This window comes from Halalkalibaculum sp. DA384 (assembly GCF_043951955.1).
Lineage (GTDB): Bacteria > Bacteroidota > Rhodothermia > Balneolales > Balneolaceae > JAMQKA01.
In genome coordinates this window covers 1-13,311 of sequence record NZ_JBINJE010000003.1, presented here as the reverse complement: position 1 = coordinate 13,311, position 13,311 = coordinate 1, and the positions used below count along the sequence as shown (strand labels likewise).

Annotated in this window: 9 protein-coding genes; all 9 read left to right on the top strand. The window is 51.8% G+C overall.

The genetic code is table 11. The features are described from left to right. Window positions 1-41 precede the first annotated feature (41 nt). Window positions 42-1,619, top strand: coding sequence for a SusD/RagB family nutrient-binding outer membrane lipoprotein (locus tag ACG2E4_RS02540; RefSeq protein WP_395275611.1), 1,578 nt, complete (start codon window positions 42-44; stop codon window positions 1,617-1,619). 274 nt (window positions 1,620-1,893) lie between these two features. Next, window positions 1,894-2,808: an RraA family protein gene (locus ACG2E4_RS02535; RefSeq protein ID WP_395257068.1), complete on the top strand. Its 915-nt coding sequence runs from the start codon at window positions 1,894-1,896 to the stop codon at window positions 2,806-2,808. A 46-nt stretch (window positions 2,809-2,854) separates the two neighbouring features. Further along, the gene (locus ACG2E4_RS02530; protein ID WP_395275610.1) at window positions 2,855-4,156 is read left to right on the top strand and encodes a mandelate racemase/muconate lactonizing enzyme family protein; all 1,302 of its coding nucleotides are present in this window, start codon (window positions 2,855-2,857) and stop codon (window positions 4,154-4,156) included. A 299-nt stretch (window positions 4,157-4,455) separates the two neighbouring features. Continuing rightward, entirely contained in the window at window positions 4,456-5,289 is an 834-nt protein-coding gene (locus ACG2E4_RS02525) for a fumarylacetoacetate hydrolase family protein (protein ID WP_395275609.1), read from the top strand. A gap of 4 nt (window positions 5,290-5,293) precedes the next feature. Then, window positions 5,294-6,853 (top strand): aldehyde dehydrogenase (NADP(+)), encoded by a 1,560-nt coding sequence (locus tag ACG2E4_RS02520; RefSeq protein ID WP_395275608.1) that lies wholly within the window; start codon window positions 5,294-5,296, stop codon window positions 6,851-6,853. An 89-nt stretch (window positions 6,854-6,942) separates the two neighbouring features. Next, on the top strand, window positions 6,943-8,136 hold the full coding sequence (locus ACG2E4_RS02515) for a bile acid:sodium symporter family protein (RefSeq protein WP_395275607.1): 1,194 nt from the start codon (window positions 6,943-6,945) through the stop codon (window positions 8,134-8,136). A gap of 95 nt (window positions 8,137-8,231) precedes the next feature. Then, complete coding sequence (locus tag ACG2E4_RS02510; RefSeq protein ID WP_395275606.1) at window positions 8,232-10,328, top strand: PQQ-binding-like beta-propeller repeat protein; 2,097 nt, start codon at window positions 8,232-8,234, stop codon at window positions 10,326-10,328. 244 nt (window positions 10,329-10,572) lie between these two features. Then, window positions 10,573-11,772 (top strand): mandelate racemase/muconate lactonizing enzyme family protein, encoded by a 1,200-nt coding sequence (locus ACG2E4_RS02505; protein WP_395275605.1) that lies wholly within the window; start codon window positions 10,573-10,575, stop codon window positions 11,770-11,772. 106 nt (window positions 11,773-11,878) lie between these two features. Next, complete coding sequence (locus tag ACG2E4_RS02500) at window positions 11,879-13,273, top strand: mandelate racemase/muconate lactonizing enzyme family protein (RefSeq protein WP_395257054.1); 1,395 nt, start codon at window positions 11,879-11,881, stop codon at window positions 13,271-13,273. Window positions 13,274-13,311 lie beyond the last annotated feature (38 nt).

The window sequence follows — 13,311 nt, the reverse complement described above, 5'->3', positions numbered from 1 at the left end:
CTGTGAGAAAAAAATTATAAATATTTAAATCCATAAATACGATGAAAAAGTTAAATATCAGATCCGTTGTTATAGTATGCAGTGTCATGGGACTATTAAGTTTCTTTACGAGTTGCGATGCAGGGTTCGATTCAATGAATGTTGATGAAACAGCCGTAAATGAACTTGAGCCGATGACAATTCTTAATGATCAGATCCAGTTAACGCCCAGTTCGGGTATATACGGACACCTGTTATACGATGCAGCCATCGTACAACAGATGATTGCCCCCTACGGTCAGACGTTGGCCGGGGGGAATTTCAACCAGGATAACCAGTTTCCATGGGTTATCGATTATTTTGACGATGACTATTCTATAATTAGTCATGCTGTAGATGTGATCGAAAATACCCGAGATGATGATTTCTACCATAACGCCCATCAGAAGGCCAGGATATGGAAAGCCTTTGTAGGGTTGCTGGCGACCGATACAATCGGTGATGCCCCGTATTCAGAGGCGGGTCTGGGATATCACGAGGGGGTACTGAATCCCTCTTATGATACTCAGGAATCGATCTATGAAAGTGCTCTGCAAGAAATACAGCAAGCTACCGAGGCCCTGGATCCCAATTCCCGGATTGAAACGAACGATATTTTATATGCCGGAGATATCACCAAATGGAAACGTTTCGGTTATTCCTTGCTGCTAAGGTATGGTATGCGGCTTAGTGAAATAGCTCCTGGTACCGCTCAACAGTATGTACAGGCGGCATACAATGGCGGAGTTTTTCAGTCAAATGAAGACAATGCAATTATCGTCCGCAATGATAACTATAACTTTTCTTTGTCAGGAACTTTTAACGGAGGAGAGCGCCATAATTTTTACCTGACTGAGGTATTTGTTGATTATATGAAAGAAAATGATGATCCGCGACTCCGTTCTATTGCCGTTAGATATGTCGGGGCAACCGGTATCGGCGATCAGGACGAACGTCTGAACAGAAGCACGGATCCCGCAGATCAGATTGGCATGCCTCTGGGCCATGACCAGACTACCATTCATGACCAGGCCGCATCAGATGGGCTGGAATCTATGTGGGACTATTCCCAGGTGGACAGAGACCGGATGGTTTCTCAGACAGCCCCAGACTTTCTGATTACCTATGCCCAGACGCAACTTCTTTTAGCCGAGGCAGCGGAGAGAAACTGGATTTCGGGGCCGGCTGTAGATTTCTTTACCGAAGGAGTACGGGCACATCTCGAACAGATGGAACAACACCATCCGGATATGGCCATTCCCCAAAGCGAGATCGATGATTATGTATCAGAACAGGAGCAGGCCTATCTTGCAGAAAACCCCTATGAACATATACATAATCAATATTGGGTTGCTGGTTTCATCATAAATCCTCGGGAGGTTTTTTCAAATTGGAGACGCACCGGTTATCCCCAATTAGATCCTAATCCATATCCCGACCAGGAAATTAGTGGTGACTTTATCAGACGCAGGAAATATGTCGAACGTGAGATTGCAGTCAATGCCGATAATGTTCGATCAGCAATCGAACGACAGGGATGGAGTGGTAATAATTTGGATGCCCGTGTCTGGTGGGATACGGAATCGTATAACCCAAACTGATACGTACGCCGGATGAATGGTAAAATATTCTGGAAAGATCCCGGCTAACTTGTTATGAACCAAGTTTTGTTGGGATCTTTTTTTGTAAATAGGCCAGCAAAGGGTCTGATTAGGGAATAGAGATGTTTTTTTGAAGGCAGGAGTTTTTCTTTTTATCTAATCTTTTATGAGTAAAGCTTTTATTTAGTAGATACGCAATAATATTAATTTTAATTATGCAGGTATGACAATAAAAAGCAGCTGGACTTACACGATTTGTTTGTTAGTACTTTTTATGATTTTCCATTTTCCGTTGGAGGCACAGGAAGTGCAATTTTCCGAACAGGAGCTGATAGCCCTGACCCCGGAATGGGAGGGGGATCGATACCCTGACGGCCGCCCGAAGGTCCCGGAAAGCCTGCTGGAACGGATGAAGCAGGTGACCCTGGAAGAGGCGTGGGCGGTGCTGCGCAACAACAACTACGAGCATCAGTATGCGGAAAACTGGCAGGTGCTGAACCCCGACAGCGTGCTGGTGGGCCGGGCGCTGACAGCCACGTTTATGCCGGGCCGCCCCGACGTGCAGCGTGTGCTTGAGAAACAGGGAGAAAAGGTAGGTCGCACGGGCTCGCAAAACTCCTGGCCTGTAGAGATGCTGCAACCGGGCGATGTGTATGTGGCCGATCAGTTTGGTGCCCACGAGGACGGGCCCACCATCGGTGACAATGTGGGGAACGCCATCTATACCAATTCGGGTAACGGGATCGTCTATAACGGGGCGTTGCGCGATGTGGCCGGGCTGAAGGAGATCGATGGTTTTACGGCTTTTTTTCGCAGCTATCATCCCTCGCACCACTTGAACAATCCCGATGGGGAGCTGAATACCACCCTGGTGGGCATAAACCACCCCACCCGTATCGGTGAGGTGATGGTCATGCCCGGGGATGTCGTGCTGGGGCGCGATGGCGGGGTGATATTTATCCCGCCCCACCTGGCAGAACAGGTGGCCACCACCTCGGAAATTGTGCGCTTGCGCGACATGTTCGGCCAGCAGCGGATTCGCGAGGGCGTATACAGCGCCGGGCAGATCGACGCACGCTGGTCGGAGCAGATCGAGAAGGATTTCTCCCGCTGGCTGGAGGATCACATCGATGAGCTGCCGGTGCCCAAAGAGCAGATCCAGGAGCTGCTGGATGAGCGCACCTGGTAATATCGGCCGGAAAACCACTAAGATGAATTTAGAAAGAGGAAACAATATGGACAGTACAAATAATAAGTATTCGCGACGATCATTTTTATCAAAGAGTGCGCTGGGCGCCGGTGCGTTTGCGGCGGCCCCGTTCACCGGAGCGGGCAAGGGCCTTGAGCAGGCCGTAAACAAAACGAAGAAATATTCCCGTCCGTCCGATCTTGAGATTACGGATCTGAAGGTGGGGTATATCCGCGGGGGCAGTCACCTGTTTGTCAAGATCTACACCAACCAGGATATCGTCGGCCACGGGGAGGGAGCCGATGCGGTGCGCGGGACCGATCAGCTGGTGCTGGGCTGGGGGCGCCGCCTGCAGGGCCGCAACCCGCTGGATGTGCATCGCCTTTTTTATGAGATCCGTCGTTCCGGGGTGTTCGGCGGGGCGCAGTCGGGGATGTACCTGGCGGCCCTGGCGGCCGTGGAGACCGCCTTGTGGGACCTGGCCGGGAAAGCCCTGGGAGTGCCGGTCTACCAGCTGCTGGGCGGGAAGTTCCGTGACCGGGTGCGGGTGTATATGGACACGGCCCTGTACCAGTCCTCCCAGCCCTCTCCCGAGGAGTTTGCCCAAAGTGCCCAGAAGGCAGTTGACTACAACATGACGGCCGTCAAGTTTGACCTGGATCAGGCCAACGACCCGGCCCGGTGGGACCGTTACAACTGGACGGCCAGCCAGGGGGAGATCGAGCGAATGTACGCCCAGATGATGGCCGCACGCGAGCAGGTCGGCCCGGATGTGGATATCTGCGCAGACATGCACGGGCGCTACGACCTGCCGAGTGCCAAAAAGATTGCCCGCAAGATGGAACCGGTCAACCTGATGTGGCTGGAGGACCCGATTCCGGCTGAAAACCCCGAGGCATACAAGTATATCCAGGAAGAGACCACCACACCGCTGTGTACCGGGGAGAATCTCTACCTGGCCCATGATTTCCGGGAGCTGTTTGAGATCGGGGCCGTGGATATGATTATGCCGGACCTGCAGAAAGCGGGTGGCCTGGGGGAAGGCCAGCGAATCGCCAATCTGGCCCAGCTGTACTACATACCGTTTGCCCCGCACATGGTCAGCTCCTACCTGGGGGCGATGGCCACGGCCCACGTGTGCGCCTCGGTGCCCAACTTTATGATTATGGAATGGCAGATATACTTCCACGAGGACCCGATGTTCAAGGAGATCGTCAGCTGGGACGGCGACCAGATGGTCGATGAGGATGGCTACCTGCCGGTCTCGGACCAACCCGGCATCGGGGTGGAGATCAACGAGGAGGGCATGCGCAAGTACGCCACCGAGGGCTATCCGTTTTTTGAATGAGTTTTCTCTAAATCCCAAATCTGACCGGGCTTGCAGGGACGGGTCCGGTCATTTATTAGAAGGCAACTGCAGCCTGAGAGAAGATTGGGAAATAATCAAATAGTATCTGCCAACCGGTTACCCAATCCTGCAATCAGGTTCATGAATACACATAGGGACCTTTGCAGAACCTGCCATTTTGTTGGGAAGTAGTTGTTACCGACCTTGGTGATCTTTTAACGGGAGTACAACTCCCCCTAAACGAGGAATTGAGGATTTTGCAAAGCCCTCTGCATACAAAACCAAACGGGTAGATTTGCATGAAAGTATACAAGACCACGGCGGGAATAGTAATCGAGCACAGGGATGCATTTTACCTGTTGGACCAGGAGTGGGACTCGTTTATTAATGATGACGGGCTGGCCGGTAAAATCGAACGCATCGTGTCAGCCCAGGAGCCAGTGGCGAATGGACAGGAGCTGGTGGAAAACGAACTGGAGGCCCCGATTGGCCGCCAGGAGATCTGGGCCAGCGGGGTGACCTACTACAAGAGCAAACTGGGCCGGCAGGAGGAGTCAAAAGAGGCCGGTGGCGGTGATTTTTATGATCGCATGTACAGCGCAGACCGGCCGGAACTTTTTTTTAAAGCTACTAGAAACCGTACGGTTGGACCTGGTGAATATGTTAGAATAAGAGAAGATTCGACCTGGGACGTGCCCGAACCGGAGCTCACGCTGATGATCACCTCTGCCGGAAAAATCGTGGGATACACCATCGGCAACGACATGAGCTCCCGCAGTATTGAAGGCGAAAACCCGCTCTACCTGCCCCAGGCCAAATGCTACGACGGCTCGGCGGCGCTGGGCCCGTGTATGTATGTGACCGAAGACTCACTTCCCCCGGAAACAACTATTGCATTGGAGATTGAACGGGACGGGGCCATTGTGTTTGCCGAAGATATAGAGATCAACCAGATTAAACGCTCATTCAGTGAGCTTGTATCTTACCTATACCGGGAGTGCTCATTTCCACAGGGAAGTTTGTTGATGACGGGCACTGGTATCGTTCCCACCAAAGAATTTACACTGCATCACGGAGATGAAATCAGAATTTCAATTTCCCACATCGGGACATTAGTCAACAAAGTTAAATAGGTAGATGGAGCTGACAGGGCAAAATTTTATAGGAAACACGCGATCAGCAGATGGAAGTGTGACCTTTCAGGCGGTCAACCCGGCGACGGGTGAAGACCTTCAGCCAAGCTACGTGGAGGCCACAGGCGATGAGGTCGACCAGGCCTTCCGGAAGGCCGAGGAAGCCTTTAAGGTGTATCGCCAGAAAAGCGGGACCCGGCGGGCTGAACTGCTGGAGGCGATCGCCGACGAGATCGAGGTCCTGGGCGACCAGCTCATCCGGCGCTGCAGCAGGGAAACCGGCCTGACGGAAGGACACCTGAACGGTGAGCGGGGTCGCACCGTCGGGCAGCTGCGGCTGTTCGGGAAGGTGATCCGGGAGGGCTCATGGGTGGATGCCCGCATCGACACCTCCAAGGAGGGCCCTGACATCAGAAGCATGAAGATGGCGCTCGGCCCGGTCGGCATTTTTGGGGCCAGCAACTTCCCTCTGGCCTTTTCAGTGGCCGGCGGAGACACCGCATCGGCCCTGGCCGCGGGATGCACCATCGTGGTGAAAGCACATCCCGCCCACCCGGGCACCTGCGAGATGGTCGGGGGCGCGATCCGGAAAGCAGTGGAAGAGACGGGAATGCCAGACGGAACCTTTTCGATGGTACAGGGAACCTCCCACGAGGTGGGTCAGGCGATGGTCGAACACCCGCTGGCAAAGGCGATCGGGTTTACCGGCTCATTCAAGGGAGGGAAAGCGCTCTACGATGCGGCCACCCGTCGCCCGGAGCCGATTCCGGTCTATGCCGAGATGGGCAGTACCAATCCCATGTTCCTGCTGCCGGGCGCCCTCAAAGAGCAGGGCGAAGAGCTCGCCGAAGGGTTGGTCAACTCCGTCAACCTGGGGGTGGGACAGTTTTGTACCAATCCCGGGCTGGTGGCCTACCAGGATTCTGATGAGGCCCGCGCGTTCCAGCAAAAGGTCTCCGAGCATTTCAAAAAAGCCAGCGCCGGGACCATGCTGACGGCCGGTATCCAGTCGGCTTACAAGCAGGGACTCGAAAAACTGCTGCAGCAGGAAGGCGTCCGGCTTGTCGCAGATGGAAAAGACAACGGCTCGGCCACCCCGGGGGTACCGCACCTGCTTAATGTAAGTTCAAAGGACTTCCTGGCCAACCGGTTCCTCGAAGAAGAGGTCTTTGGCCCGTCCACACTGACGATAACGGCCGGCGGCAAGCAGGACCTGGTGGCTATTGCGGAGAATCTGCAGGGCCACCTGACGGCCACGCTGTACGGAACGGAACAGGACCTTGAAGAGTACTCCGAACTGGTGAGGGTACTGCAGCGCAAAGTTGGTCGCCTGATCTTCAACGGCTTTCCGACCGGGGTGCAGGTGAACCACGCCATGGTACATGGGGGACCGTTTCCCGCCACCACCGACGCCCGGGCCACGTCGGTGGGAACCCTGGCCATTGAGCGGTTTGTACGCCCGGTCTGCTTCCAGGGATTCCCGGAGGAGCAGCTGCCGGATGAGCTCAAAGCGGACAACCCGCTGGGCATCGGGCGGCTTGTCAACGGGGAGCGTACGAAATAGCAGGAAAGGAGAAGTTATTTCAGCTGAAACAGTCGGTATATGAAGGGTACACACAGGAAAAAAATATTTGCAAATAGATAAATATTGATATGATGGAAAAGAACGAAAATGGTAGTCGGGGTAATATTTTGTACACGATATTGCAATATTTAAGTGCACTAAGTTTTGTCTCAATTTTTGTATTACTGGGCCTTGGATTTAATGCTGATGTCATAGGCGCAGCCGTCGTCACGATGTTCATCTCATTGGCTATTGGGGTGCGGGGCACCGACACGGTACTTCGTGACTTTGCCTTCTCGATCTGGGTGTTTGCCTCGGTGGCGGCCGCCATGTTCTACCCGGCTCCCTTTACCGAGCTGGGCGGGGTGGAACTGAGTGTCTTCATCGTTCCGCTGATCCAGATCATTATGTTTGGGATGGGGACCTCCCTGAGTATCCAGGATTTCGTGGGCGTGGTGAAGATGCCCAAGGGCGTTATCGTGGGACTGATCTGCCAGTTTACCATCATGCCGGTGCTGGGGATCACCCTGGCACTGAGCTTCGGGTTTTCGGCTGAGATTGCCGCCGGTGTGGTGCTGGTGGGCTCTTCCCCCAGCGGGGTCGCCTCCAATGTGATGACCTATATCGCCGGGGCCAACCTGGCCCTGTCGGTCACGCTGACGGCAATCGGGACCCTGCTGGCGCCGCTGGCCACGCCGTTTCTGATGCAGCTGCTGGCCGGCCAGTTTGTGCCGATTGACTTCCTGGAGATGATGTGGAGTATCATCAATATGATTATTCTGCCGGTGGTACTGGGCGTGCTGTTTAATCGCTACCTACACGGGAAGGCCCAGTGGCTGGACGATATTATGCCCACGATTTCGATGACCGGCATTGTGGTAATACTGGGGATCATGACGGCAGGCGGACGCGATTCTATCCTGACACTTGGTTTCCTGATTATTGTGGCCGGCGTGATCCACAACCTGGCCGGCTACTTTTTCGGCTACTGGGGCTGCCGGCTTTCGGGGCTGGATGAAAAATCATGCCGCACCATCGCCTTTGAGGTGGGCATGCAGAACGCGGGGATGGCCTCCGGCATCGCCGTGGAGATGGGCAAAATCGCCACGGTTGGCGTCCCCTCGGTGATCTTTGGGTCATGGATGAACGTCTCCGGCTCTGCCCTGGCCAACTGGTGGAGGCGAAAGGCTCTGGTTGAAGAAACTGAACAGGGCGATGCGACCGAGTCTGCAAAGGAAGGAACCAAAGCTTCTGAAGTTGTTGATACAGACTCAGATAATTGAATAATGTCCCGACGATTTAACCGAAGGTAAAGTTGAATAGAAATTTCCCCATAGTATTTCTGTACTCTAACCTGATAAAATTAACAGGATCACTCTTGTTGCTTTTCTCAGGTTGCCAATCTGACCCAGAAACAAGTGACTGGCCAGTATATAAGGCAGACACGTACAGCAGCAGTTACTCAGAACTGGATCAGGTCAATAAGAATAATGTAGACCGGCTGCAAGAGGCCTGGGTTTATAAATCCGATGATCTCGAGGAAGGGCGCTATGCCACGATCGAAACGAATCCCATCGTTGTCGACGGGGTACTCTATGGGGGAACTCCAAATCTCAATGTATTTGCACTGGAAGCCCAGACAGGTGAAGAGCTGTGGATGTACAGGCCTTTCCCCGAAGATCCGCCGCGGGGGTATATGCGTGCGGTGACATATTGGGAAGATGGCAGCGACAAACGCATCTTCTTTTCGGCAGGTATATATCTTTTTGGACTGAATGCCCATAATGGAGAATTGATTGAAGATTTTGGAGCGCAGGGGAAAATTAATTTAAACGAAAATCTGGGTCGTGACCCGGCCAGTATCCAGGTTAAATCTCCTTCTCCGGGAATCATTTATGAGGATCTGATTATTATGGGGTCGGCAACGGGCGAAAGCTACGGGTCAGCTCCCGGGCATATTCGGGCCTATGATGTTCGTACCGGTAGCCTGGAGTGGATCTTCCACACAATTCCACAGCCCGGACAATTCGGTTATGAAACGTGGGAACAGGTCGAAGGGGAACAAGAAATTGCCAAAGGAGGAGTCAACAACTGGGCCGGAATGAGCTTGGATTCAGAGCGGGGTATCGTTTATGTACCGCTGGGGTCTCCCACATACGATTTTTATGGCGGGGATCGCCCGGGGAAAAATCTCTTTGGAAATGCCCTTGTAGCTCTTGATGCGGCCACCGGAGAGCGTATTTGGCACTATCAGACAATTCATCACGATATTTGGGACTACGACCTGCCGGCTCCTCCGAACCTGGTAACGGTAGAACGGAATGGGAAAAAGATTGACGCCGTAGCACAGGTAACCAAAACCGGTTTTACGTTTGTATTTGATCGTGAGACCGGGGAGCCGTTATATGACATTGAAGAACGACCGGTTCCGCAGTCCAATATCGAAAGTGAACACGACTGGCCTACCCAGCCACATCCAACAGCTCCCGAACCGTTTGTTCGGCAAAATTTTACCCGGGATCAAATAACGGATTTGTCTCAGGAATCCCACGATTCAGTATTGGCTGAATTTGAGAAACTTCGAAACGACGGATTCTTCACCCCTCCGGACCCCGGGGGGAGCGTCTATTTTCCGAGTTCGAGTGGCGGTGCTAACTGGGGTGGTGCGGCTCACGATCCGGAGACGGGTATTTTATATATCAACGCCAATGAAATTCCCGAATACAGCACAGTTAAAAAAGTGGTACACGATATTGTTGCTGATGGATCATTTTTTGAACAGGGAAAGGCTTTTTATGACCAACAATGTGCGACCTGTCATGGAACTAATTTGGAAGGCCGGGATCCGGACTATCCCGCTTTGCATGATGTATCTCAGCGGATGGACAAAGAGGAGGTGCTCTCTATTATGGAAGACGGCGGGGGACGTATGCCGGCATTTACACATCTTTCGGAAGAGGAAAAAGAGGCGATTTTGGCTTTTCTGTATAACGAACGAGAGGCTGTGTACGAAGGAAGTGGTAAAGAGATGGAAACAGCTGAAAGCGGACAATATTTAAATGTAACGGCCTATCAAAACTTTGAAGATCCGGAAGGGTATCCAGCAATTAAACCTCCCTGGGCCACACTAAATGCTGTCAATCTGAATACCGGTGAGATTGAATGGAAAGTTCCACTTGGAACATATCCGGAGCTTTTGGAAAGAGGAATCCCGCCGACGGGTTCCGAAACATATGGAGGCCCGATCCTCACGGCCGGTGGACTCATTTTTATTGGGGGAACTGAGGATGGAAAGTTTCGGGCGTTCGGCAAAGATACGGGAGAAATCCTGTGGGAGACAACCCTGCCGACAGCCGGTTTTGCTACCCCATCCACCTATATGATAGATGGCAGGCAATATGTAGTGATTTCTGCCGGAGGCGGCCGGGGAGCCAAACCGGGTGATTACTATGTGGCATTTACGCTACCGAATTAAAATAAGATCGTAGAATAATGGCATTCTGACTACTAAAGAGAATGCCATTATTGAAGACAGTAAATACAAGACTTTTTATTTCTGCCGGGGATGGGATTTATAGTATCCAGGGGCGAATAGGTGGATATGCACTGATTTGAATGATATAGCTTAATAGTTCAAACAAAAAGGTACAATAAAAGGAGTTATTATGGACAGAAGTAGTTTTATAAAAAGCCTAGCCCTTACGATACCTGCCGTTAGTATGTCTTTTTTTGATTCGGCAGTCAAATCGGACTCCGGTCAGGTAAAGATCACCGATGTCAAATGCATGCTGACAAATCTTGGGGCCAGAGTAAGTCCCCTGGTAAAAGTTGAAACGGATGCGGGTATTTCGGGAATCGGGGAGTGTCATCACGACTCTCAGGGATATGGTGCCAAAGATATAATTCTGAACGTATTTAAGCCCCTGTTGGAAGGGGAAGATCCCTTTGATCTTGAGCAGCTGGTGTTTAAGATGAGTACGAATACATCGTTCTACGGGGGAAATCACGGTATAGCAACACATGCCGTGACAGGTGTTGAAATGGCGCTTTGGGATATCATCGGAAAAGTTACGGGACAACCGGTTTACAAAATACTTGGGGGCGGTTCGCATGTGGATGAGGTGAGGGCCTATCTTTCTTCGCGACCAGAGGATATGCTTGACAAAGATTCTTGTGCTAAATATGCCGAAATGGTTAAGGGCGGGGGATACACGGCCGTTAAAGTGGACATACTGCGAGACCAGCACTGGCTGCGCTCTTTGGAAAACAGGCAGATGTCGAATGCGGAAATAGATATGAATGCCAGGGGATACCAAAATCTTCGAGATGCTTTGGGTCCGGATATTGATATCGCCGTGCATTGCCATTGGGAGCTGAATTTTGACAGTGCACTCCAACTTGCCAAGGCCGTTGAACCCGTACGTCCCTGGTGGATAGAAGATCCAATGCCAATAGGATTTAATGAACAGTGGGTTCGCCTGATGGAACAGGCACCTGTACCCATTCTATGTGGAGAAAATCTTTACAGGCGTGAAGATTTTCGACCCTTTATCGTAAATGCGGGTGTTAACAAGATTGAAATAGATGTGGCAATGGCTGGAGGATTGCTGGAGGCCAAAAAAATAGCTGATTTGGCCGAAATTTATTATATCCCTGTGGCAACCCATAATGTTGCAGGGCCAATAGCTACAGTTGCTTCAGCGAATTGGGCCGCCTCTGTTCGTGAGTTTCTGGCACATGAGATATTTCCCTTTGGAGAAAACTGGTCGATGAATGGTGATCCGCGAATACTTGGCTATGACAAGGAGTTGATTAAAGACGGATATATCCAGCTGAGCGACCGGCCCGGCTTTGGGTTTGATCTGAATGAAGATCTGCTCAAAGAGTACATGCTGGAGGGGGAAGAGTGGTGGGGGTAAGTGTTTGTGATTTTCCGCTCCTGAATACTATACCCCTCTCAAAAAAAGTCCATCCCGGACATTATATATCGGGATATAACCATATACTCAAAGAAATAATCAAGTTATGAAAAATAAAAAGAATAAGGATGGTCGCCGGGATTTTATCAAGAAGATGGGTCTTGGAGGACTCAGCCTGGCCGGGATGACCCTGGCCCCGATCGAAGACCAGTTGGCCCATGCTACCCAAAAGGTAAACCGCAATTCCAATCCTTCTGATCTGGAAATTACGGATCTGCGTATAGCGGAAATCAGCGACGTGGTGTTTCGCACGCCCATCATCCGTATCTACACCAACCAGGGAATTGTAGGACATGGGGATGTACGCGATGGGGCAAGTAAGAAATATGCCCTGATGCTGAAAAGTCGCCTGTTGGGAGAGAATCCCTGCAACGTGGAACGGCTTTTTAAGATCATCAAGCAATTTGGGCACCACGGTCGCCAGGGTGGCGGCGTTTCCGGGGTGGAGATGGCCCTGTGGGACCTGGCCGGGAAGGCCTATGGGGTGCCTGTGTACCAGTTGTTAGGCGGTAAGTATCGCGATCGAATTCGGGTATATTGTGATACTACCGTTTCTGAGGATCCGCAGGAGTATGCCCGGCGCATGCAGGACCGTGTTGACAAAGGATATACAGCCCTGAAGATGGACATCGGGATCAATCTGCTGGAGGGGATTCCGGGTGCGTTGGTTAATGCCCCTGGCGGGGACCTGCAACCCTGGCAACATGAGTATACCGGTTATAACTTAACCGAACACCCCTTTACGCGTGTGCAGATAACGGAAAAGGGAATAGACCACTTGATGGAATATCTGGATGTGATGCGCTCGAAGATCGGCTATGAAATACCGATGGGAACGGACCACTGGGGTCATGTTGGGGTAAATGAGGCGATAAAACTGGCCCGTGCAGCCGAACCCTATAATCTGGCATACATGGAAGATCTTATTCCGTGGTTCTATACCGATCAGTGGCGTGAAATTACCACCTCCACGACCACACCGACACAAACCGGTGAAGATATTTACATGTTGGAAGGAGGGTTTAAGGAGTTGATTGATAAACAAGCGGTGCGCATTGTTCATCCTGATCCCAATACTTCTGGTGGGATTCTGGAAACCAAAAAAATCGGTGATTATGCCGCTCAAAATGGGGTTGCATTTATGCACCACCATGCGGCCTCACCGGTATCCTTCCTTGGATGCGTGCACAGCGCTGCAGCCACCGAGCATTTTATGTGGCTGGAGCATCACGCTGTTGACAACCCGGAATGGGAGGACCTGGTAACCGGTATTGAAAAGCCGATTGTTGAAGAGGGCTTTGTTAAAGTCCCTGAGACCCCGGGACTGGGAGTGGAACTCAATGAAGAGGTAGTGGAAAAATATCTCATTGAAGGAGAAGAGCTGTTTGCCCCGACCCCCGAGTGGGACGAGGTGCGCTCCTGGGATCGGCTTTGGAGCTGAGATAGAATAGTTGGACCAACGCAACCCTTTGCAGGGTT